The organism is Aeromonas sp. 25-AL00135 (assembly GCF_054052385.1).
Window position 1 is genome coordinate 20,634 of sequence record NZ_JBSTYQ010000001.1, and the last position, 22,122, is coordinate 42,755.

A 22,122-nucleotide genomic window follows, 5' to 3' on the forward strand; every position below is an offset into this window, starting at 1 on the left:
ATAAGGCCACCCGGATTTTTATTTGCAATAAAAAACAGAAAATCACAACCTAAAATGTATAAGTGTTTTATCTCGCCTGAATTAAAAACAATCGCTTGTTTCCAAACACAATTAAAATAGATAGACACCCTCGTAGTGACCATTGTCCGGTTTGGTCCCCAGTGGATGGATTGAACCCTTTTTAGCCGCGTCGTATATACAGATTTATATGGCTGGGACGTGATGGTGTGGTACCGCAGTGTGTTGCCAGCAATAGTCGCCAAGGAGGGCATATGGAGTTGCCTGATTTTGACACCCTGAAGGAGTTGGCTGCGAGTGAGCCCTCCCGGCTGGATGCGATTCTGGAGCAGCAGATCGACCAGTTGATGGCCCGAGCGAGCCCCGATCAGCAGCGCCGTCTGCGCGGGTTGCAGTTCAAGATTGATGGTCAGCGCCGTCTGGCGAAAAACAATCTTGATAGCTGTATCCGGATTACCAACATGATGCGGGAATCCTTTTATGTGATGCGCAGCGAAATGAGCCAGTTCAGAGAAGAGGGGGACCCTCCGCCTGAAAGCGATGGCAGTGGTAAAATAATCCGTCTGGCGGACTATCGACGTCGTAAATAATCTGCAATAACCCCCTTGAATGATATTTCAGCCAAATCGGTGAGGTCATAATAAAGGGAATTTCTGACGGCCTGATTGTTATGGTTTTTAATGTTAGTCGTAATGTATTTGTGATGTAATTTCTTTTCTCCTTCTTGTAATAACTTATTAGTCAGGTTGTGATAGGGGTGGATGAATAACAGTAAAAGTTAGGCTAATATGGCCGAAATTTTTATTGCTACGACTCGAAGGGATTATGAGAAGTATCACACCAAGACGGGTGTTGTCGCGGGAGCAACAGACAGAGATCACCCGCATTATCGTCAAGGTGGGTCAGATGTTGGCCCAGTTCGGGGCGGAGAGCCGGATCATCGAGCAGACCACGGTGCGGCTGGGGATGGCGCTGGGGCTGGAGAGTGTCGAGATGGCCATCTCTTCCAGTGCCATCGTGCTCACCAGTCTCTATCAGGGGGGTTGCGTCACCACTACCCGGCGGGTGCGCGAACATGGCATCAATATGCAGGTGGTGTGCGAGATCCAGCGGATCTGCATCATGGCGGAGAAAGAGCTGATCGGTGCCCGTGAAGTGCGCCAGCGGCTCGAGGCCATCGTCCCCTTTCACTATCACCCCTGGCTAGTGGTCCCCATGGTGGGGCTCTCCTGTGGCGCCTTTAGCCTGCTGTTTGGCGGTGACTGGCCCATCTTCCTGGTGACCTGCTTCTCGTCTGCCGTGGCGATGCGGGTGCGCCAGCTGATGGCCCGCCATCACCACAGCCCGCTCATCAACTTTGCCGCCACCGGCTTTATCGCCACCTTGCTCTCTTCCTGCGCCACCTTCTTCAACTGGGGTGACCAGCCCTATCTCGCCATGGCGGCCAGCGTGCTGTTGCTGGTGCCGGGCTTTCCGCTGATCAATGCGGTCTCAGACATGGTGAAGGGCTACTTCAACATGGGGCTGGCCCGCTGGGGGACCGCGACCCTGCTGACCATCAGCGCCGCCATAGGTATCATTTTGGCCATGTCGGTCACGGGGATCTGGGGGTGGAAAGTATGATGGATTTGCTCTGGCTACTGACCAAGGATGCCTTCTGGTCCTCCATTCCGGCGGTGGGGTTTGCCATGCTGTTCAACGTGCCGCCACGGATGCTGAAATATTGCGCCATGGGCGGCGCGCTGGCCCACAGCCTGCGTACCCTGCTGATCCACTATGGTATGCCCATCGAGTGGGCGACGTTGGCGGCGGCGACCACGGTCGGCTTTGTCTGCGTCTACTGGTCGCGCCGTCTGCTGGCGCCGCGTCCGGTGTTCAGCGTTGCTTCCATCATTCCGATGATCCCGGGCAGTTATGCGTTCAAGACCATGATTGCTGTGGTGGAGCTCAACATCAACGGCGTGACCATGGAGTTGATCCAGAGTGCGGTGGAGAACGGCCTCAAGGCGCTCTTTATCGTCGGTGCCCTCAGTTTCGGTTTGGCGATCCCCTCTCTGGTCGTGTACCGTAACCGCCCCATAATCTGACAGACGGTGAGAGGCCCCATGAAGATTTCCATGATTGCCGCCATGGCCCACGACAGGGTGATCGGCAAGGACAACCAGATGCCCTGGCATCTGCCTGCCGATCTGGCTCACTTCAAGCGTGTCACCCTCGGTAAACCGGTATTGATGGGGCGCAAAACCTTCGAATCCATCGGTCGACCGCTGCCCGGACGGCGCAATCTGGTGATCAGCCGCAATCCCGACTATCAGGCTGAGGGCATTGAGGTGGTGGGCTCCGTCGAGGCGGCGCTGGCGCTGTTGGCAGGCAGCTCGGTGGAGGAGTTGATGGTGATCGGTGGTGGTCATCTCTATGCCGAGATGTTGCCGAGCGCGGATTGTCTCTACCTGACCCGCATCGATCTGGCGGTGGAGGGGGATACCCGCTTCCCTGCTTTTGACGATGGCCACTGGCAACGCGTTGATTGCGAGAGCCACCCTGCCGATGAAAAGAACCCGCACCCCTATAGCTTCGAGACCTGGCAGCGCCGCTGACGGACGAATGCTAATGGGCAAAGAACAACAAGGGCATCTTCGGATGCCCTTGTTGTTCTGTTGGGTTTTCAAGACGGGATTAGATGCCTGAGCCGTCGTTCTCGCCATTTTCCTCGTGCAAACCGCACTCGCGCTTGAGGCCGAAGAAGCGGGTCTGCTCCTCGCTCATGCCCGGCTCCCACTTGGCGGTGGTGTGGACATCGCCCACCGAGAGATAACCCTGCTCCCACAGCGGGTGGTAGGGGAGGTCGAACTCCTTGAAGTAGTAGAAGACATCCTTGTTGCTCCAGTCGATCACCGGCAGGAACTTGAAGCGGCCGCGCTGGATGCCCAGCACCGGCAACTTGCCACGGCTGCCGGACTGCTCCCGGCGCAGGCCGGAGAACCAAGTCTGGGCCCCCAGCTCGCGCAGGGCGCGGTCCATCGGCTCCACCTTGTTGAGCTGGTTGTAGCGGGTGATCCCCTCCACCCCCTGCTCCCACAGGAGGCCAAATCGCGCCTCCTGCCAGGCCGGGCTGAGCTCGGCCCGATAGATCTTGAGATTTAGCGCGAGGCGCTCGGTCAGCTCGTCGATAAAGCGGTAGGTCTCCGGGAACAGATAACCGGTATCGGTCAGCACTACGGGCACGTCGGCCCGCTCGCGGCTTACCAGATGGAGCATCAGCGCCGCCTGAATGCCGAAACTGGATGAGAGCACATGCTCCCCCGGCAGATTGGCCAGGGCCCAGCGCACCCGCTCGGTGGCACTCATGGTATCCAGCTCGCGGTTGAGGGGCGCGAGTGCCTCGACTTGCTCCTCACGGCCGAGGGCCAGCAGCGCCTGCAGGTCAAGGCGGCCATCTTCAGTGACATTAAGCGGCAGATTAAGCTGCATAGAAGTCCCTCGCAGAATCGATAACGGGTGCAATCACCCCAACCCGGATCACGAAGTCGCCAAAGCATTCGCCCTGATTGCGCTCGGTGGCCCAGCGGCCGATCAGTCGATCCAGCTCGGCCAGGATCTGCGGCTCAGTGATGTTCTCGAGGTGCAGGCGCGGAATGCGGGTGCCCTCCAGGTTGCCACCCAGATGGAGGTTGTAGCGGCCGGGCGCCTTGCCCACCAGACCCACTTCCGCCAGCATGGCGCGGCCGCAGCCGTTGGGGCAACCGGTGACCCGGAAGATGATGGCGTCATCCGCCAGCCCATGTTTGGTCAGCAGCCCTTCGATATCGGTGACAAACGCCGGCAGCATGCGCTCGGCCTCGGCCATCGCCAGCGGGCAGGTGGGCAGGGCCACACAAGCCATGGACTGCTTGCGCTGCTCGCTCACGCCGTCATCCAGCAGGCCGTATTGGCGTGCCAGCCCTTCGATGCGGGCCTTCTCGCTGGCAGGCACGCCCGCGATGATCAGGTTTTGGTTGGCGGTCAGGCGAAAATCCCCCTGATGCACCTTGGCGATCTCCAACATGCCGGTTTTGAGCGGCTTGCCCGGGAAGTCAAGCAGGCGGCCATTCTCGATAAACAGGGTGAGGTGGTGCTTGCCGTCGATCCCCTCGACCCAACCGAAGCGATCGCCACGGCTGGTGAACTCATAGGGGCGCACTTCGCCAAACTGGATGCCGGCACGGCTCTCCACCTCGGCCTTGAAGGCTTCGACGCCGACGCGTTCAAGGGTGTACTTGGTCTTGGCGTTCTTGCGATTGACCCGGTTGCCCCAGTCGCGCTGGGTGCTGACTACGGCCGCCGCCACCTCCAGCACGTGGGAGAGTGGGATGAAGCCAAAGTCGCTCGCCTTGCGCGGATAGGTGCTGGTGTCGCCGTGGGTCATGGCCAGCCCGCCGCCCACCAGCACGTTGAAGCCAACCAGCTTGCCACCTTCGGCAATCGCCACGAAGTTGAGATCGTTGGCATGGATATCCACGTCGTTGTGAGGCGGGATCACCACAGTGGTCTTGAATTTGCGCGGCAGGTAGTTGGAACCCAGGATCGGCTCCTCATCCTGCCCCAATTTTTCACCGTCCAGCCAGATCTCCACGTAGGCGCGGGTCTTGGGCAGCAAGTGTTCGGATATCTTCTTGGCCCACTCGTAGGCCTCCTGATGCAGCTCGGATTCCACCGGGTTGCTGGTGCAGAGCACGTTGCGGTTCACGTCGCCGGCGGTGGCTATGCTGTCGATGCCGGTGCTGCTCAGGGTCTTATGCATCAGCTTGATGTCGCGCTTCAATACCCCGTGGAACTGGAAGGTCTGACGGGTGGTCAGGCGGATGCTGCCGTAGAGGCTGTGCTCTTCGGCGAACTTGTCGATGATCTGCCACTGGGCCGGGGTGATGATCCCACCCGGCAGGCGGGCACGCAGCATGACGTTGTGCAGCGGCTCCAGCTTCTGGGCGGCGCGCTCCGGGCGGATGTCGCGGTCATCCTGCTGGTACATGCCGTGAAAGCGGATCAGCTGGAAGTTGTCGCCGTTGAAGCCACCGGTGAGTGGATCCTGCAGATCCTGCTCAATGGTGCCGCGCAGGAAGTTGCTCTCGCGCTTGAGGCGCTCGTTGTCGGCCAGCGGCCCTTCGACCGGTCCCGCTTTTGGGTGAGAAAGAGGTTGTTTGCTCATCAATAGACATCCCTTTGATAACGTTTGGCACGACGCAATTCGCTCAAATACTCTTCTGCTTCCTCACGGCTCTTGTGACCGTGTTTGGCAATTACATCCAGCAGGGCCTCCTGTACATCCTTGGCCATCTTGTTGGCGTCGCCACACACATAGAAGTGAGCGCCTGCTTCCAGCCACTGGTAGAGCTCAAGCCCTGCCTCGCGCAGGCGGTCCTGCACATAAATCTTGTTGGCTTGATCCCGGCTGAAGGCCAGGGAGATCTTCGACAGCAGCCCAGATTTCACATAACGCTGCCACTCCACCTGATAGAGGAAATCCTGGGTAAAATGGGGGTTGCCGAAGAAGAGCCAGTTCTTGCCCTCGGCACCTTGGGCTTCCCGCTCCTGCATAAAGGCGCGGAACGGGGCGATGCCGGTGCCCGGGCCCACCATGATGACGGGGGTGTCGGGGTTTTGCGGCAGGCGGAAGTTGTCGTTGTGCTCCACAAACACCCGCACTTCGCCATCCTCAATGAGCCGATCCGCCAGATAGGAGGAGGCGGCGCCAGAGCGCACTGTGCCATCTTCCTGCGGGTAGCGCACCACGCCGACGGTCAGGTGCACCTCCTCTTCCACCTCGCTCTGGGCGGAGGCGATGGAGTAGAGGCGTGGGGTGAGGGGGCGCAGCAGGCCAACCAGCTGCTCGGCCGTGAGGGCGGTCGGGAAGCGTTTCAGCACATCTACCACCTGAGCAGAGGCCACCAGTGCATTGACCTGGGCCTTGTCACCGGCCAAGTCTTTCAGCGCCGCGTTGTTCGATATATCAGCGAGTCCTGTGATAAAGCCGCCGTGCAGCCGGGTCAGTTCGAAGTGACCGGTCAGTGCGGCGTGCAAGGTGCCGTGAGTCGTGGCTTCATCGCCAGAGAGGCCGGTCAGGGCCAGCACTTCCCCCACCAGGTCGGCGTCGTTGTCGAACCAGACCCCGAGGGCATCACCCGGTTGATAGGTGAGGCCGGAGTCGGCCAGATTGATCTCGATATGGCGGATATCCTTGGTGGAATCCCGGCCGGTGATCTTCTGATTGACCGACAGGCGGGCAGGGAAGGGGTTCTCCTTGCTGTACTGGCTGTGGCCAACCGCCTGCTGCACCGCGCTGGCTACGCTGCTGCTGGCCGCTCCGGTAGAGAGGGTCGCGGCAATGGCGTTGAGTGCCTGTTCGCCCCACGCCTTGGCGGCATCCTGATAATCCACATCGAGGCTGGCGAGTTCATAAATGCGCTCGGCCCCTGCGCTGGCGAGGAAGTTGTCAAAATCTTTGCCGGTCTGGCAGAAAAATTCGTAGGAGCTGTCACCCAGCCCCAGCACCGCGAACTTGAGGCCGTCCAGCTTGCCGATCTTGCCTTTTTTAAGCTGCTCGAACAGATCGACGGCGCTCTCCGGCGGTTCACCCTCCCCGTAAGTGCTCACTACCACCAGCAGATGGCTCTCTTTCTTGAGTTGCTTGGGTTTGTAGTCGGCCATCGACGCGAGGGTGGCCGGTAGACCACGGGCTTCGGCCTGCGCCTTGATGGCAGTAGCGACACCTTTGGCGTTGCCGGTCTGGGAGCCGTAGAGAATAGTTAGGCTACCGCTGGGAGCCACGACTTCTGCGCCTGCGGTCGCAACGGGCTGGATGCCCACCTGGGAGAGGCCGTAGAGATATCCGCTCACCCAAGCCAGTTGCTGGGTATTGAGGGTCGAGAGTACCTGACCCAGCTGACGTTGCTGCTCGTCAGAGAGGGGGGAGAGGTTGAATGGGGAATCCTTCAATTGCATCACACGCGTCTTCCATGGTCTGATTTTTGGCCAGATTAAAGGGCGTGTTGGCTAACAACAAAGAATAAAAATATCTTCTTTATTCCATTATTGAATTTTGAAAGTGATTTTGCGGTAAAGGAGATAGAAAAACGCCCCGCTGTTGCGGGGCGTTTTCAAGCTATCGCGCTCGGGATGGATCCCGGCGGGCATGAACCTTACTTCTGCGGACGCAGGGCCGGGAACAGAATGACGTCACGGATGGTGTGGCTGTTGGTAAACAGCATGACCAGACGGTCGATACCGATACCCTGACCGGCAGTCGGCGGCAGGCCGTGTTCCAGCGCGGTGACGAAGTCGGCGTCGTAGAACATGGCTTCGTCGTCGCCAGCTTCTTTCTGATCAACCTGATCCTGGAAGCGCTTGGCCTGATCTTCTGCATCGTTCAGCTCGGAGAAGCCGTTGGCCAGCTCGCGGCCACCGATGAAGAATTCGAAGCGGTCGGTTACGTCCGGGTTCACGTCGTTGCGGCGAGCCAGCGGAGAAACGGCAGCCGGGTACTCGGTGATGAAGGTCGGTTGCAGCAGCATGTGCTCCACGGTCTCTTCGAAGATCGCGGTGATCACGTGGCCCAGCTCCCATCCCTTCATCAGCTCGATGTGCAGACGCTTGGCAACGGCCTTGGCGCTCTCCAGGGTAGCCAGATCGTCCAGAGTTACGTCCGGGTTGAACTTCAGGATGGACTCGACCATGGTGAGGCGCTGGAACGGCTGACCGAAATCGATGGTCAGGCCCTCTTCGTCCTCTTTGGCGTAACGGATCTTGGTGTTGCCCAGAATGTCTTGCGCCAGGGTGCGCAGCAGCTCTTCGGTCAGGTCCATCAGATCGATGTAGTCGGCGTAGGCCATGTAGAACTCGATCATGGTGAACTCGGGGTTGTGACGAACCGAGATACCTTCGTTACGGAAGTTGCGGTTGATCTCGTAGACACGCTCGAAACCACCGACCACCAGACGCTTCAGATAGAGCTCCGGAGCGATACGCAGGTACATGTCGATGTCCAGCGCATTGTGGTGAGTGACGAACGGACGCGCGGAGGCACCACCAGGGATGACTTGCATCATCGGGGTTTCCACTTCCATGAAGCGCTTTTCGTTGAAGAACTTGCGGATACCGGCAACCACCTGGGTGCGGATCATGAAGGTCTTGCGGGACTCTTCGTTGGCGATCAGATCCAGGTAGCGCTGGCGGCAGCGAGCTTCCTGGTCGGTCAGGCCTTTGTGCTTCTCGGGCAGCGGACGCAGTGCCTTGGTCAGCAGGCGGATATCGGAAACGTGAACGGAGAGCTCACCGGTCTGGGTCTTGAACAGGGTACCTTCGACACCCACGATGTCGCCCAGATCCCACTTCTTGAACTGCTCGTTGTAGAAACCTTCCGGCAGGTCGTCACGGGTGACGTAGACCTGGATCTTGCCGGCCATGTCCTGCAGGGTGGCGAAAGAAGCCTTGCCCATGATCCGGCGGGTCATGATGCGACCGGCAATCTTCACCCGTTTACCCAGGCTCGTCAGCTCCTCGGCGCTTTTGTCGTCGAACTCTGCGTGCAGATCGCCAGAGAGGCTGTCGCGACGGAAGTCGTTGGGGAAAGGATTACCCTGGGCGCGCAGGGCGGCCAGCTTGGAACGACGCTCGGTCATCTCGTTGTTGAGTTCGAGAGTTTGGTCGACTTCCGGAGTGATGGTTTGTTCAGACATGGTGATTCCTGCTTGTTTACAGACCTGATTTCAGGCTGGCTTCGATAAACTTGTCCAAGTCACCGTCGAGCACCGATTGGGTATTACGGGTTTCGACGCCGGTGCGCAGATCCTTGATACGGGAGTCATCCAGCACATAGGAACGGATCTGGCTGCCCCAACCGATATCAGACTTGGTCTCTTCCAGGGCTTGTTTCTCAGCGTTCTGCTTCTGAATTTCCAGCTCGTAGAGCTTGGCTTTCAGCTGCTTCATACACTGGTCTTTGTTTTTGTGCTGGGAACGGTCGTTCTGGCACTGTACCACGACACCGGTCGGAACGTGGGTAATACGCACCGCGGATTCGGTCCGGTTAACGTGCTGACCACCGGCACCAGAGGCGCGGTAGACGTCGATCCGCAGATCCGCCGGATTGATCTCGATATCGATATCGTCGTCGATCTCGGGGTAGACGAACACAGAACAGAAGGAGGTGTGACGACGGCCACCGGAATCGAACGGGGACTTGCGAACCAGACGGTGCACGCCGGTTTCAGTACGCAGCCAGCCGAAGGCATATTCGCCGGTGAACTTGATGGTGGCGGACTTGATGCCGGCCACGTCGCCTTCGGAGCATTCAATCAGCTCGGGCTTGTAGCCGTGGGCGTCGCCCCAGCGCAGGTACATGCGCAGTACCATGTTGGCCCAATCCTGTGCTTCGGTACCACCGGAGCCGGATTGAATATCGATATAGCAGTCAGAGCCGTCGTGCTGGCCGGAGAACATGCGGCGGAACTCGAGGTCCACCAGCTTGGCTTCCAGTTGCTCGGATTCGGCGATAGCTTCGTTGAAGGTCTCTTCGTCTTCTCCTTCCACGGCCAGGCTCACCAGCATCTCGACGTCATCCACGCCCTGGGTCAGGGTGTCGATGGTGCCGACCACGTTTTCCAGCGCGACGCGCTCTTTGCCCAGCGCCTGTGCGCGCTCGGGTTCATTCCATACGTCCGGCTGTTCCAGCTCGGCGTTGACCTCTTCTAGACGCTCTTTCTTGGCGTCATAGTCAAAGGTACCCCCTAAGAAGCTCGGTCCGCTCAGACAGCTCCTTAAGTTTATTTAATACGGGATTAACTTCGAACATCGTGAAAACTCTCAGGGTCGATGTGATTTAAAAACGGGATATTCTAGCCAATTGTGGAAGGAATAAACAGGGTTGCCTTGGCTTGTGCGGCTCATGTCGTCAATTTCTGGTGCACTTTTCTCCACCTCGGTAGAAAATATCGCCCGCCGACCCATTTTCAGGTTCAGTTTTGGCCATTCGGGTCGCTAATGACTACGTGTAGTGTTGTGCAATTTAGGGAAAAACCCGCTCCTCACCTCAATAAGAAGAACACATGATGAAAAACCTGTCACTCAAGCAGAAGATACTGTTGTCAGTGGTGATCGCCCTTTCGTTGGTGATTTTGTTGCTCTCCTGGCAGAGCTATAGCAGCCAGAAATCCCTGTTGCTGCAAGGCAGCCAGGAGCAGTTGCAACGGTTGGGTACCCAGCAGGCCGAGCGTGTCAGCGACTGGCTCGCAGCCCGTCGCGACGTGATCCAGGCGCTCGGCAACAAGGCCGGTGCCGAACCCCTCAATGCCTTGCAACAGGCACAAGTTTCCGGCCGTTTCCAGCTCACCTATTTCGGTGAGAGCAGCGGCAAGATGAATGACTCCGATCCCTCCATCAACCGCGATGGCTACGACCCGCGCTCCCGTGGCTGGTATCAGGAGGCGATGAGCAAAGGTGGCCTGATTGTCACCAAACCCTATCTCGACGTGGCTTACAACATCATGGTGGTGACCCTGGCCCAGCCGGTTTCTGGCGGGGTAGTCGGTGGTGACCTCTCCATCGCCTCGCTGGTGGAAGACGTGACCAAGATGCAGCTGCCTGCCGACGGTTTCGCCATCATGATGCACAAGGATGGCACCATCATCGCCTACAAGGATGCTGCCAAGGCGATGAAACCGGCCAGCGAGATCGACAACGATCTGACCAACGCGCTGATCGAGCAGAGCAAGTCGAGCAAGGAGCTGGTGCCGGCCTACTTCGACAACGAAGGTCGCGACAAGCTGCTGTGGGCGGCTGATATCCCTGACACGGATTGGGAGCTGGTGCTGGTGCTGGACAAGGCCGCGCTGGAAGCGCCGCTCTCCTCTCTGCTGATGACCCAGCTGGGTATGGCGCTGCTGGTGCTGGTGGGCAGTATTCTCGCCATCTCCTGGTTGGTCAGCATGCTGCTTGGCCCGCTCAGCAAGGTCTCCCAGGCCCTGGCCCGCATAGCCGATGGTAACGGCGATCTGACCCAGCGCATCAAGATCGATGCCAACGACGAAGTGGGCCAGCTGGCCAACAGCTTCAACCGCTTCGTCGGCAGCCAGCACCAGCTGATCGCCAATATCCGCCAGCTGGCCAACGAGTTGAACGCCGATGCCGAGCGCAGTCTGGTGACCAACCAGGCCGCCGTGGACGAGCTGCAGCGTCAGCAGCAGGAGGTGACCATGGTCGCCACTGCGGTCACCGAGATGGCGAGCGCCACCATGGAGATCGCTGGCAATGCCGAGAATACCGCCGCCGCTGCCCAGCAATCTGCCCAGAGCAGTGAACAGGGCAAGATGCTGGTCAACAAGACCCGCCAGTCCATCAATGGTCTGGCTGAAGAAGTGGGACAGGCGACCGAAGTGATCGGCGAGCTGAGCCGCCACGCGCAGGCCATCACCAGCATCCTCTCCACCATTCAGGGGATTGCCGAGCAGACCAACCTGCTGGCACTGAACGCGGCCATCGAAGCGGCTCGTGCCGGTGAGCAGGGCCGTGGTTTTGCGGTGGTGGCTGACGAGGTGCGGGTGCTGTCGCGCCGTACCCAGGACTCCACCCAGCAGATCCAGTCCACCATCGAGACCCTGCAGCAGACCACCGCCCGTGCGGTGAGCCTGATGCAGACTAGTCAGAGTTTGGCAGATAACAGTGTGCAGGATGCCGATGCCGCCGCTGCCGCGCTGGAGGAGATCACCCAGGCAGTGTCGCTCATCTCCGACATGGCGGGCCAGATCGCCACCGCCGCCGAGGAGCAGACCCAGGTGACCGGCGAGATCACCCAGAACACCACCGCCATCAAGGATGTGAGTGACGAGATCACCGCATCCGCCATGCGCGACCTGGATCAGGCCCACAGCCTCAAAGGGCGTGCTGCTGACCTGAACCAGCAGGTGTCGACCTTTATCCTGTAACGTGCAACTCTCGGCCTGTTCCGGCTGAGATAAACAAGCCCCGCCCTCTGTCGAGTGCGGGGCTTTTTGTTGTTCGGGGGAGTGCGGGACGTTGGGATTCCGGGTTGTCTGGGTTGCTCGCGGGTCACCCTGGTGGCGGATACGAGCCCCGGCTCTGCCTGCGTCAGCTGGCGAGTAGAGAGCAAGCAAAGAGCCCACCGAAAGGTGGGCTCTGATCATATACGTCTGACGGAAAGGGAATTACAGGAATGGCATCGCCATAAACAGCTTGATCACCATGGCGTTGATGATGTCGATAAAGAAAGCGCCCACCATGGGCACCACCAGAAACGCCAGGTGGGAGGGACCGAAGCGCTGGGTAATGGCCTGCATGTTGGCGATGGCTGTCGGGGTGGCCCCCAGGCCAAAGCCGCAGTGACCTGCCGCCAGTACGGCCGCATCGTAATTTTTGCCCATCACCCGGAAGGTGACGAAGATGGCGTAGAGCGCCATCGCCACTGTCTGGGCGGCCAGCAGAATGAAGATGGGCAGGGCCAGGCTGGCCAGATCCCACAATTTCAGGCTCATCAGTGCCATGGCGAGGAACAGTGACAGGCTGACGTTGCCCAGCAGGGAGACTTCTCGATCGCTCACCTCATGCCAGTTCAGCAGGGTCAGGACGTTGCGCAGCAGCACGCCGACAAACAGCACGCAGACAAAGATCGGCAGCTCGAAGGCGCCCCCTTTGAGCGATGCCGAGAGCAGCTCGCCTCCCTTGAGGCTGATGGCGATCAGCGCCAGCGTCTCGATGACGCTGAAAGTGGTGAGGGGGCGCTCCATGTCGGGCATTTCGAAGCCCTGGGGGGCCTCATCCTGATTGTGCTCCTCACCGGGCACCTGCACTTTCTTTACCAGATAGCGAGCCACCGGGCCGCCAATCAGGCCGCCCAGCACCAGACCGAAGGTGGCACAGGCGATGGCGAGTTCGGCAGCGGATTGCACCCCGTACTTCTCGGAGAAGGTGGCGCTCCAGGCCGCACCGGTGCCGTGGCCGCCGGAGAGTGTGATGGAGCCGGCCAGCAGCCCCATGTGGGGATCCAGACCGAGCAGGGTCGCCAGACCGACACCCAGACTGTTCTGCACCAGCAGCAGGCCGGTGACCACCATCAGGAAGGTAACCACCGCCTTGCCGCCGCGTTTCAGGCTGGCGAGATCGGCGGAAAGACCGATGGAGGCGAAGAAGGCCAGCATCAGCGGGGTTTGCAGACTGGTATCAAATTGCAGCTCCATTTGCAGGGTGGAGCGCAGCAGCAGCAGTACCAGCGCGACCACCAGGCCGCCGGCTACCGGTTTGGGGATGTTGAAGGTACGCAGCAGCCCGACTCGGGTAACCAACACCCGGCCAAGCAGCAATACCAGAGTGGCAGCGACCAGCGTTGCGTAGGAATCAAGTTGTAACATTCAGTACTCCCATGTTGATTGGCTGTGTCTTTCATAGCAAAAGACTTACAGATTCAGCCGGGATGAAAACAGTGTGGCTTATGTGCCAGCAAAGAAGGGGAAACATCTCCCCGCCCCAGGAAAGATGGGGCTTGTGCGGGCCTGAAATGCTCAGGCATCCAGATGAGATTTTAGTAAAATCCGGCGGATTGTAGCAAAAAGCATCGTTTAATTCCATCTTTGTCGTATTAATGCTCGTTTTAGTGGTTTATTGTGACATTTAACACTATGTGGGTAGAGGGCAGAAAAGCCGAAAAGGGTGCATGGAACGGCTGTCATTTGGGGCGCCAGTCTCTATAATTCGCCGGTTTCCGCTGCACGCAGAGGCGCTGGCGGGCGTTGACATTGTGGTTCACTCCGACATGGTTCATGTTCCGGCGGTGTTCACTTCATCAAGAGGAGAGGGTGTGAAGAAGTCTATCTACATTGCCTACACAGGCGGCACCATAGGGATGCAGCGTTCCGATCACGGCTACGTGCCGATGGCGGGCTTTATGGAAGACTGTCTGGCGCGGATGCCCGAGTTCCATCGCCCCGAGATGCCGGATTACCATATCCACGAATATGCCCCTCTCATCGACTCCTCCGACATGACCCCGGCGGATTGGCAGCGCATCGCCGAAGACATTCGCGACAACTACGAGAAATACGATGGCTTCGTGATCCTGCATGGCACCGACACCATGTCGTTCACCGCCTCGGCGCTCTCTTTCATGCTGGAAGATCTGCACAAGCCGGTCATCATCACCGGTTCCCAGATCCCGCTGGCCGAGCTGCGCTCCGACGGCCAGCAGAATCTGCTCAACGCCCTCTACATCGCGGCCAACTACCCGATCCACGAGGTGACGCTGTTCTTCAACAATCAGCTCTATCGCGGTAACCGTAGCAAGAAGGTGCACGCCGACGGCTTCCACGCCTTCGACTCCCCCAACTATCCGCCGCTGCTCAACGCCGGGATCGCCATCTCGCTGGAAGCGGGTGAGCTGGGCGTGCCCTCTGCGCGGCCGCTGGTGCTGCACGATATCACCCCCCAGCCCATCGGCGTGGTGACCCTCTATCCGGGGATCTCCAGCGAGGTGATCGCCAATATCCTGCAACAGCCGGTGAAGGCGCTGATCCTGCTGTCGTTCGGGGTTGGCAATGCGCCGCAGAACCCGGCCATGCTGGCGCTGCTTTCCGAGGCTTCGGCCCGCGGCGTCATCATCGTCAACCTGAGCCAGTGCCTGCACGGCAAGGTCAATATGGGGGGCTATGCCACTGGCAATGCCCTGTCGCGGGCCGGGGTTATCTCGGGCTTTGACATGACCGCCGAAGCGGCGCTCACCAAGCTCCACTTCCTGCTGAGTCAGGACTTGCCATCCCACCGCATTCGCGAGTTGATGCAACAATCCCTGCGCGGGGAGCTGACTCCCTGAGAAACTGTCCGCGACCTTACTGCGAAGGCGTGATCAAGGCTCATGTGCTGCTCGGAATCCTCACGTATATCTATACGCTCCGGTTCCTGCGCTGCTCTTCACCTTGCTGACGTCTTCTCGCTACAGGTCGTGAACAGCTTCTGACCTCCCCACCATGGGGAGAGTGGAAAAAGAGGGGAGCCATAATGGCTCCCCTCTTTGCTGTGGCCGCCGCGAGCGGCCTGCCGAGTCAGGTTCAATGGTTAAGGTCGACCCGCACTATCTCTTCCTCGTCGCGATACTGACGCTTGAGCTCGCTCTTGCTCTTCATCACGATCTCGCCGTCACGACCTATGTTCATGTGCTCGGGGTTGTCGAGATGCATCGCCTGCCAGGCCATTACGGCTTGCAGGGAGGTGGCCTTCTGCTCGTCGGTGAGGGGCTTGCCATCGGGCCACTTGCCCAGCTCGACTGCGGTTTTGAGCCGCTCGTACACCTCTGCGGGCATCTGCCTGATTGCTTGCAAAAACTCACCCTGTTGAAACGACATCCGGCCTTCTCCTTGAACTATTGAGCCATAAACTTCGGGGTCAACCCGGCAGATCCTGACGGGCTATGCAGGTAGATCCTGGCGGACTACGCCAGCCATCTGTTCCATCACCCGCACTACCTGACAACTGTACCCGAACTCGTTGTCATACCATACGTAGAGCACACAATGATCCCCTTCGGCGATGGTCGCCTGGGAGTCGACGATGCCCGCATAACGGGAACCTACCATGTCGGAGGAGACCAGCTCGGTACTAGCGCTGAAGTCGATCTGGCGATGGAGGGCCGAGCTTAGCGCCATCTGCTGCAGATAGGCGTTGAGGCTCTCCCGATCGGTGGCCTGCTCCAGCGACAGATTGATAATCGCCAGCGAGACGTTGGGGGTCGGTACCCGGATGGCGTTGCCGGTCAGCTTGCCCTTCAGTTCCGGCAGCGCCTTGGCCACCGCCTTGGCGGCGCCGGTGCTGGTCATCACCATATTGAGGGCCGCGCTGCGACCGCGGCGCTCGCCTTTGTGGTAGTTGTCGATGAGGTTCTGATCGTTGGTGTAGGAGTGGACCGTCTCCACGTGGCCGTGGCGAATGCCGTACCGCTCCTGCATCACCTTGAGCACCGGAGTGATGGCGTTGGTGGTACAGGAGGCGGCGGAGATGATCCTGTCACCCGGGCCTATCACCTCATGGTTGACCCCGAACACCACGTTTTTCATCTCCCCCTTGCCGGGGGCGGTCAGCAGCACCTTGCCAGCACCGCGTGCTTTCAGGTGTTCGGAGAGGCCTGCCTCGTCACGCCAGACGCCGGTGTTGTCGACGATCAGCGCATCGTGAATGCCGTAGGCGGTGTAGTCGATGTCGGCCGGGCTGTTGGCGTAGATCACCTGAATGAAGGTGCCGTTGGCGATGATGGCGCTGCGCTCCACATCCACCTCGATGGAGCCGTTGAAGGGGCCGTGCACCGAGTCGCGGCGCAGCAGGCTGGCGCGTTTCTCCAGATCCCCGTCGCGACCACCGCGTACCACGATGGCGCGCAGCCGCAGCGGATTGGCGGCGCCGGTACGCTCGATCAGCAGGCGGGCCAGCAGGCGGCCGATACGGCCAAAGCCGTAGAGCACCACGTCGGTCGGCTGCGGCATCTGGTTGCGGCCAAGGGCCGGTGCCAGTCGCGCTTGCAGATAGTCCTCGATCCCCGCTTCATCCTGATGATCCTGCCAGTAGCCGACTGCCAGCTTGCCAAGGTCAACCTCGGCGGCGGTGGGTTTGAGGGCAACGATGGCCTGAAGCAGGGGGAAGCTTTGCTGGATGGGGAGGGGGGCGCCCTGGTGGCGGCGGACGACCCGGTGGGCCTTGAGGATATCGATGGTGGAGGCGTTTTGCAGCGGGCGGCCGTAGAGGGTGATCTCGACTCCTTGTTGTCGGTAGAGGCGACCAATCAAGGGCTGCATGGCTTCGGCGAGCTCCTGGCTCTCCTGCCACGCTTGCAAGTAGTGCTCGTGGGTCATTGACCAGATCCTTTATTTCACGTTGTTGGTGTAAATAGAAAATTCGTCGAATGCAGATCAGTGTAGGGGTGTATATTTCGTTATATTATTCTGCAATCGCGGCCTTATATGGCGCGCGCATTGTAATGGATATGTAACCGGTTTGCTAGCCGGAGGTGGCCCGTAAAGGCGCCAGTTGTTACCAACCCGCGTTACCAACAAGATGTGAACCATGGCCAATTTCCCCCTGCGACAGACCTTCATCATGCTTTCAGTCGGCCTTGCCGTGGCTGGCTGCAATGACGACCGGATCCACAACATCTGTGGCAATCATCCCGAGCTCTGCCAGGATCTGGTGGACGATGGCTGGTGTCGCTACGAGCGTACCGATGTGATCCGCAGTCGCTTCTATCTCAAGGAAGAGGGGACGGATCGGCGCAAGTACGAGCTGATGCGTAACCTTGAGCGCTATCTCAAATGTGCCGAGCGTTCCACGAGCATTGAATACAAGAATGCCCGCGAGCAGAAGAGTCCACGGGTCGAGGGCATGCTGGCGGCCGGGGATCAGTTGGCTCAGCTCGATGCGGCGACCCGCAATTCGCAAGATCCCTACCTGCTGCTCTGGCACTGGACCAACAACACCAACGAGCTGGCTCGTCAGCAGTTTATGGCGCTGGAAGGCACCAAGGCGCTGGATGAACCCGAGCTGCAACTGGCGCTCGGCGGTATCTACGCCAAGAGCGACCCGGAAAAGGCCATCGCCACCCTGCAGCACGGGCTATCCCTCTATCAGGAGGGGGACAAGGTGAACAGCCGCATATTCACCTCCCTCAGCACCCTCTATATGGGCCAGAAACAGTATGGGCTGGCCTATCTGTGGGGCAAGGTGAGCGAATCGTTTCAGGATAGCCCCGAGGTCTCAGCCAAGCGTTTTGGCATCTACCACACCCTGAGCAAGACAGAGCAGGATGGTTACGATGTGCGGGCTGCCGAAATTGTCGAGCAGCTCCAGCACGGCAACTACCGGCCCTGAGGCAGTGATGACGACGTTTTCTCCGGCCAGCTGCTGGCCCAATCCGTTCGATCTCTCTTTCGTTCATGGTGAGGTACGTACCGATGGCCGTACTCTGGAGCGCCTCACGGTGCGCGCCGTGGTGCCCCGTGGCGACGAGCTGCTGCTGGTCCACTCCCGGGTCAACGGCGATCTGATGTTCCCCGGGGGCGGCATTGAAGCGGGGGAGAGCCACCATGTGGCGCTCGCTCGCGAGCTGCTGGAGGAGTGTGGTGCCGAGCTGCGGGAAGTGGGGGGCCTGCTTGGCGAGACCCGTGAATATCGCGCCGCCCGCGAGCCGGGGTTCGATGCCTACTGCATCCGCTCGCTCTACTACTTGTGCCGGATTGGCGATCAGCTGGTGGCCCCGCAGCCACAGCCCTACGAGATCCGCCTTGGCTTCGTACCCGGCTGGTTTGCCCTCGACGAAGCGCTGCAGACCAACAAAACCCAGCTGGCGGGGCCCTGTCCCCAGTGGACGGCGCGAGAGACCCGGGTGCTGGCCCAGTTGCAACGCTGGCATCAGCAGGGGATCTTCGACCACGGCTGATGAGTACATCAAGCTGCAACTGTCAGTGATACCAATAAAAAGAGCGCCAATAGGCGCTCTTTTTCATTGCGAGGGTGGCGGTTATTTGGCCTCCCTGTCGTACGAGATCATTTGACCTCTTCTCCCTTGGCTTGCAGATCAGCATGGTAGGAAGAGCGAACGAAAGGACCGCAGGCGGCGTGGGTAAAGCCCAGCTCCATGGCGACATCTTTCAGCTCGTCAAACTCTGCTGGCGGCACGTAGCGCTTGACCGGCAGGTGGTGGCGGCTCGGCTGCAGATACTGACCCAGGGTCAGCATGTTGACGCCGTGGGCGCGCAGATCCTTGAGCACCTCGACGATCTCTTCGTTGGTCTCGCCAAGGCCCATCATCAGACCGGATTTGGTCGGTACGTGAGGGTGCATCTCCTTGATGCGGCGCAGCAGCTCCAGCGACCACTTGTAGTCGGCACCCGGGCGGGCGACGCGATACATGCGCGGCGCGGTTTCCAGGTTGTGGTTGAAGACGTCCGGCGGGGTCTCGCGGAACACCTCCAGCGCTTGCTCCATCCGGCCACGGAAGTCCGGAGTCAGGATCTCGATGCGGGTCTGCGGGCTGTGCTCGCGGATCTCGCGGATGCAGTCGGCGAAGTGCTGGGCACCGCCGTCGCGCAGATCGTCGCGGTCCACCGAGGTGATCACCACATACTTGAGGTTCATCTCCTTGATGGTCAGCGCCAGCTTCTTCGGCTCTTCCGGATCGAGTGCCAGCGGGCGGCCGTGGGCCACGTCGCAGAAGGGGCAGCGACGGGTGCAGATGGCGCCCATGATCATGAAGGTGGCGGTGCCGTGGTTGAAGCACTCCGCCAGATTGGGGCAGGAGGCCTCTTCACAGACCGAGTGCAGCTTGTTCTTGCGCAGGGTGCTCTTGATGTGTTCGATCTTCTGGCTGGAGGGGGGCAGCTTGATCCGCATCCAGTCCGGCTTGCGAAGGAGTTCTTCGTTGGGATCCGGCATGAATTTCACCGGGATCAGGGCCATCTTGTCGCCATCGCGCAGCTTGACGCCCGGCTCCATACGAACGGGTTTGCTCATGATTCACTCTCGGTGTTTGTTATTGTTTGATAGCCAATCAGGCGGGCCAGCTCGGCCACCAGAATGGATTGCGCCTCGGCCACGCTTTGCGGGCCGCCCAGGGCGCTGGTCTGGGTCATGGCCATGCCCGCATAGCCGCACGGATTGATGTGCAGGAAGGGGGTCATGTCCATGTTGATGTTGAGGGCCAGCCCGTGGAACGAGCACCCCTTGCGGATGCGCAGACCCAGCGAGGCCAGTTTTGCCTCCATGCCAAGGTCATTTTTCACATAGACCCCGGGGGCATCGGCCTTGGCATAGGCCTGGATATCGCTTTTGGCGAGGGTGTTGATGATGGCTGTCTCCAGCGCGGTCACCAGCTCGCGAACCGAGAATTTGCAGCGGCGGACATCCACCAGTACGTAGAGCACCAGCTGGCCCGGGCCGTGATAGGTCACCTGACCGCCGCGATCGCTCTGCACCACCGGGATATTGCCCGGATTGAGCAGGTGTTCGGCCTTGCCGGCCTGACCCTGGGTGTAGACGGGATCGTGCTCGACCACCCAGAACTCGTCCGGGGTGTCGCTGGTGCGGTTGTCGGTGAAGGCTTTCATGGCGTCCCATACCGGCTGGTAGGGGCGGCGACCCAGCTGCCTGACAATCAGGCTGGACTGGGCGGGGATCTGGGATGACATGGCGTCCTCGCGGCGTGCTGCGGCCAAAAACAGTCGCCCCGCAGAACGGGGCGAGAGAGAAATTACAGTACGTATTTCACCAGCTCGATCTTGCCAAGGGCGTGGTACATCGCTTCGATGTGCTCCTTGCTCTGGGCCGTCACGGTCACGCGGACCGAGTGGTAGTTGCCCTTGGAGCTGGGCTGGACTGTCGGGCTGTAAGTGCCGGGGGCGTGCTGCTGCAGCACTTCAACCACCATTTCCGGCAGTGCCGGGTCGGCAACGCCGAGTACCTTGAACGGGAATTTGCAGGGAAACTCCAGCAGTTCATCAAACTTGGTATTCATTTACTCACCTTTTGCGTCATCACCGGGATGACTTCATCTTGGATGGCTAGTGGCCGATGGCCCGTGGAGGCCGCCATTTCAAGTCTATATGGGCACGGCTCATAACTATATGGGCGCTGCCCGGACCGGGATCAAGGCCAGGATCGGTCAGACAAGGATGGAAGTGCTGCTTTTTACCACAAATCAGGGTAAGGCGGAACCTGCAGTTTACAGGGTTATTCACTGCTTTTGTCCGTCACAGACAGCAGCGGCGCCTGTTGGCGCCGCTGTTTGGTGAGGATTGTGCGTTGGATTACTTGAACCAGCTGGTGACCAGCAGTACCAGGTAGTCCCACAGACGGCTCATCAAGCCACCTTCCTGCACCTCTTCCAGGGCGACCAGCGGCACCTGCTTGATCTCTTTGTCGCCCTGCTTCAGGAACACGGTACCGACGCGCTGACCCTTGGCCAGCGGCGCTTTCAGCTCGCTGTCGAGCTGGAAATCAGCCTTCAGGTTGTTACCCTGACCGCGGGTGACCAGCACGGAGACATCTTTGTCGACGCCCAGTTTCACTTCCGGTTTGTCGCCCATCCAGATCTTCTGGGTGACCAGCTCGGTGCCTGCCTTGTACGGGGTCAGGCTCTGGAAGAAGCGAAAGCCATAGGTGAGCAGTTTTTTGCTCTCGGCGGCGCGGGAGGCTTCGCTGCTGGCGCCCAGTACCACGGCGATCAGGCGCATGCCTTCGTTGTTGGTGGCAGAGGAGACCAGGTTATAGCCGACCTGGCTGACGTGGCCGGTCTTGATGCCATCCACTTGCAGGGATTGATCCCATAGCAGGCGGTTGCGGTTGTGCTGGGTGATGCCGTTGAACACGAAGGATTTCTGGGAGTAGATCTTGTACTCCTCCGGCAGGTCGCGGATCAGCGCCTGACCCAGACGGGCCATGTCGTGAGCGGTACTGTAGTGACCTTCCGCATCCAGACCGTGCGGGTTCATGAAGTGGCTGTCATTCATGCCAAGCTTGGCGGCCCAGCTGTTCATCAGGCTGGCGAAGGAGTCGGTGCTGCCCGCCAGGAATTCGGCCATGGCGACACAGGCGTCGTTGCCGGACTGGATGATGATGCCCTTGTTGAGATCATCGACGGAGACCTGCTTGCCCACCTCGATAAACATCTTGGAAGAGTCGGAGTAGTTCTTGGACCAAGCGTTCTGGCTGATGGTCACCATGTCGGTGCGCTTGATGTTCCCCTTCAGCAGCTCCTGGCCGATGATGTAGGAGGTCATCATCTTGGTCAGACTGGCGGGCGGCAGACGCTCTTCGGCATTCTGCTCGGCCAGCACCTGACCGGAGTAGTAATCGATCAGAATATGGGCCTTGGCGGAGATCTCCGGCGCGGCGGGAACCACCATGGGCATGGCATTCGGGGTCGGTGTCGGCACCGGCGTATTGGCCTGGGCGGTTACGCTGATCAGTGAGGCCAGAAGAACTGAACGGGCAAATTTGGACATCTTGAAATTCCTGCGAGCCAGATGGGGATAAAATGCGGGCCTAACTATACCAGATGCGCCCGCAGGTTATAGCCCGAGATGGCGATCA

The 22,122-nt window shown here is 59.6% G+C and carries 20 protein-coding genes; 8 read left to right on the forward strand and 12 right to left on the reverse strand.

The genetic code is table 11. The annotated features are described in order from the left end of the window. Nucleotides 1–272: 272 nt before the first annotated feature. The 4 genes from ACW5XC_RS00085 to folA all read left to right on the forward strand — a co-directional run bounded on the left by ACW5XC_RS00085 (nucleotide 273) and on the right by folA (nucleotide 2,615). Nucleotides 273–608 (forward strand): DUF3135 domain-containing protein, encoded by a 336-nt coding sequence (locus ACW5XC_RS00085; protein WP_042054757.1) that lies wholly within the window; start codon nucleotides 273–275, stop codon nucleotides 606–608. 235 nt (nucleotides 609–843) lie between these two features. Continuing rightward, nucleotides 844–1,641 carry a threonine/serine exporter family protein gene (locus tag ACW5XC_RS00090; protein WP_042054756.1) on the forward strand — a complete coding sequence of 266 codons (798 nt, stop codon included), beginning with the start codon at nucleotides 844–846 and terminating at the stop codon, nucleotides 1,639–1,641. Continuing rightward, nucleotides 1,638–2,105: a threonine/serine exporter family protein gene (locus ACW5XC_RS00095; protein ID WP_042054755.1), complete on the forward strand. Its 468-nt coding sequence runs from the start codon at nucleotides 1,638–1,640 to the stop codon at nucleotides 2,103–2,105. The genes ACW5XC_RS00090 and ACW5XC_RS00095 overlap by 4 nt, the downstream gene beginning before the upstream one ends. 18 nt (nucleotides 2,106–2,123) lie before the next feature. Continuing rightward, the gene (gene folA / locus ACW5XC_RS00100) at nucleotides 2,124–2,615 is read left to right on the forward strand and encodes a type 3 dihydrofolate reductase (RefSeq protein ID WP_042054753.1); all 492 of its coding nucleotides are present in this window, start codon (nucleotides 2,124–2,126) and stop codon (nucleotides 2,613–2,615) included. Between the two features lie 79 nt (nucleotides 2,616–2,694). Here folA and ACW5XC_RS00105 read toward each other — a convergent pair whose 3' ends face one another. From ACW5XC_RS00105 to prfB, 5 genes are all read right to left on the reverse strand, one after another. Continuing rightward, nucleotides 2,695–3,489 (reverse strand): phosphoadenylyl-sulfate reductase, encoded by a 795-nt coding sequence (locus tag ACW5XC_RS00105; protein WP_042054752.1) that lies wholly within the window; start codon nucleotides 3,487–3,489, stop codon nucleotides 2,695–2,697. After that, nucleotides 3,479–5,203, reverse strand: a complete 1,725-nt coding sequence (gene cysI, locus ACW5XC_RS00110; RefSeq protein WP_042054751.1) for an assimilatory sulfite reductase (NADPH) hemoprotein subunit — start codon at nucleotides 5,201–5,203, stop codon at nucleotides 3,479–3,481. Before cysI ends, ACW5XC_RS00105 begins: the two co-directional genes overlap by 11 nt. Beyond that, nucleotides 5,203–6,996: an assimilatory sulfite reductase (NADPH) flavoprotein subunit gene (locus ACW5XC_RS00115; RefSeq protein WP_042054750.1), complete on the reverse strand. Its 1,794-nt coding sequence runs from the start codon at nucleotides 6,994–6,996 to the stop codon at nucleotides 5,203–5,205. Before ACW5XC_RS00115 ends, cysI begins: the two co-directional genes overlap by 1 nt. Nucleotides 6,997–7,193: 197 nt before the next feature. Further along, on the reverse strand, nucleotides 7,194–8,729 hold the full coding sequence (gene lysS / locus ACW5XC_RS00120; RefSeq protein WP_042054749.1) for a lysine--tRNA ligase: 1,536 nt from the start codon (nucleotides 8,727–8,729) through the stop codon (nucleotides 7,194–7,196). 16 nt (nucleotides 8,730–8,745) lie between these two features. Then, nucleotides 8,746–9,844 (reverse strand): peptide chain release factor 2 gene (prfB, locus tag ACW5XC_RS00125; protein WP_100645262.1). Its coding sequence is split into 2 segments (ribosomal slippage): nucleotides 8,746–9,768 and nucleotides 9,770–9,844, totalling 1,098 coding nucleotides; the frame shifts between segments, so codons are not numbered across the junction. A gap of 256 nt (nucleotides 9,845–10,100) precedes the next feature. Between prfB and ACW5XC_RS00130 the strand changes: the two genes are divergently transcribed. Continuing rightward, nucleotides 10,101–11,972: a methyl-accepting chemotaxis protein gene (locus tag ACW5XC_RS00130; protein WP_042054748.1), complete on the forward strand. Its 1,872-nt coding sequence runs from the start codon at nucleotides 10,101–10,103 to the stop codon at nucleotides 11,970–11,972. A gap of 240 nt (nucleotides 11,973–12,212) precedes the next feature. On the opposite strand, the gene gltS is transcribed toward ACW5XC_RS00130, so the two are convergent. Beyond that, on the reverse strand, nucleotides 12,213–13,412 hold the full coding sequence (gltS, locus tag ACW5XC_RS00135; RefSeq protein ID WP_005348115.1) for a sodium/glutamate symporter: 1,200 nt from the start codon (nucleotides 13,410–13,412) through the stop codon (nucleotides 12,213–12,215). 446 nt (nucleotides 13,413–13,858) lie between these two features. On the opposite strand from gltS, the gene ansA reads away from it, so the two are divergent. Then, on the forward strand, nucleotides 13,859–14,866 hold the full coding sequence (ansA, locus tag ACW5XC_RS00140; RefSeq protein WP_042054747.1) for an asparaginase: 1,008 nt from the start codon (nucleotides 13,859–13,861) through the stop codon (nucleotides 14,864–14,866). A 235-nt stretch (nucleotides 14,867–15,101) separates the two neighbouring features. Here the strand turns inward: ansA and ACW5XC_RS00145 are convergent, their stop codons facing one another. Together ACW5XC_RS00145 and ACW5XC_RS00150 are read right to left on the reverse strand one after the other, a co-directional pair. Next, nucleotides 15,102–15,395: a YeaC family protein gene (locus tag ACW5XC_RS00145; RefSeq protein WP_011707127.1), complete on the reverse strand. Its 294-nt coding sequence runs from the start codon at nucleotides 15,393–15,395 to the stop codon at nucleotides 15,102–15,104. 63 nt (nucleotides 15,396–15,458) lie between these two features. Next, on the reverse strand, nucleotides 15,459–16,892 hold the full coding sequence (locus ACW5XC_RS00150; RefSeq protein WP_042054745.1) for a glyceraldehyde-3-phosphate dehydrogenase: 1,434 nt from the start codon (nucleotides 16,890–16,892) through the stop codon (nucleotides 15,459–15,461). A 211-nt stretch (nucleotides 16,893–17,103) separates the two neighbouring features. Here ACW5XC_RS00150 and ACW5XC_RS00155 point away from each other — a divergent pair, with 211 nt between their 5' ends. Both ACW5XC_RS00155 and ACW5XC_RS00160 read left to right on the forward strand, forming a co-directional pair. Further along, nucleotides 17,104–17,904 (forward strand): DUF2989 domain-containing protein, encoded by an 801-nt coding sequence (locus ACW5XC_RS00155; RefSeq protein ID WP_042054744.1) that lies wholly within the window; start codon nucleotides 17,104–17,106, stop codon nucleotides 17,902–17,904. A 7-nt stretch (nucleotides 17,905–17,911) separates the two neighbouring features. Continuing rightward, entirely contained in the window at nucleotides 17,912–18,472 is a 561-nt protein-coding gene (locus ACW5XC_RS00160; protein ID WP_042054743.1) for an NUDIX domain-containing protein, read from the forward strand. A 107-nt stretch (nucleotides 18,473–18,579) separates the two neighbouring features. Here the strand turns inward: ACW5XC_RS00160 and lipA are convergent, their stop codons facing one another. From lipA to ACW5XC_RS00180, 4 genes are all read right to left on the reverse strand, one after another. Further along, complete coding sequence (lipA, locus tag ACW5XC_RS00165; protein WP_005335190.1) at nucleotides 18,580–19,545, reverse strand: lipoyl synthase; 966 nt, start codon at nucleotides 19,543–19,545, stop codon at nucleotides 18,580–18,582. Further along, nucleotides 19,542–20,219, reverse strand: a complete 678-nt coding sequence (gene lipB / locus ACW5XC_RS00170; RefSeq protein WP_040066806.1) for a lipoyl(octanoyl) transferase LipB — start codon at nucleotides 20,217–20,219, stop codon at nucleotides 19,542–19,544. Before lipB ends, lipA begins: the two co-directional genes overlap by 4 nt. Nucleotides 20,220–20,281: 62 nt before the next feature. Then, nucleotides 20,282–20,545 (reverse strand): DUF493 family protein YbeD, encoded by a 264-nt coding sequence (gene ybeD / locus ACW5XC_RS00175; RefSeq protein ID WP_005335178.1) that lies wholly within the window; start codon nucleotides 20,543–20,545, stop codon nucleotides 20,282–20,284. 292 nt (nucleotides 20,546–20,837) lie between these two features. Beyond that, a complete protein-coding gene (locus ACW5XC_RS00180; protein ID WP_005335176.1) occupies nucleotides 20,838–22,034 on the reverse strand; it encodes a D-alanyl-D-alanine carboxypeptidase family protein in 1,197 nt (398 codons plus the stop codon). Between the last annotated feature and the right edge of the window lie 88 nt (nucleotides 22,035–22,122).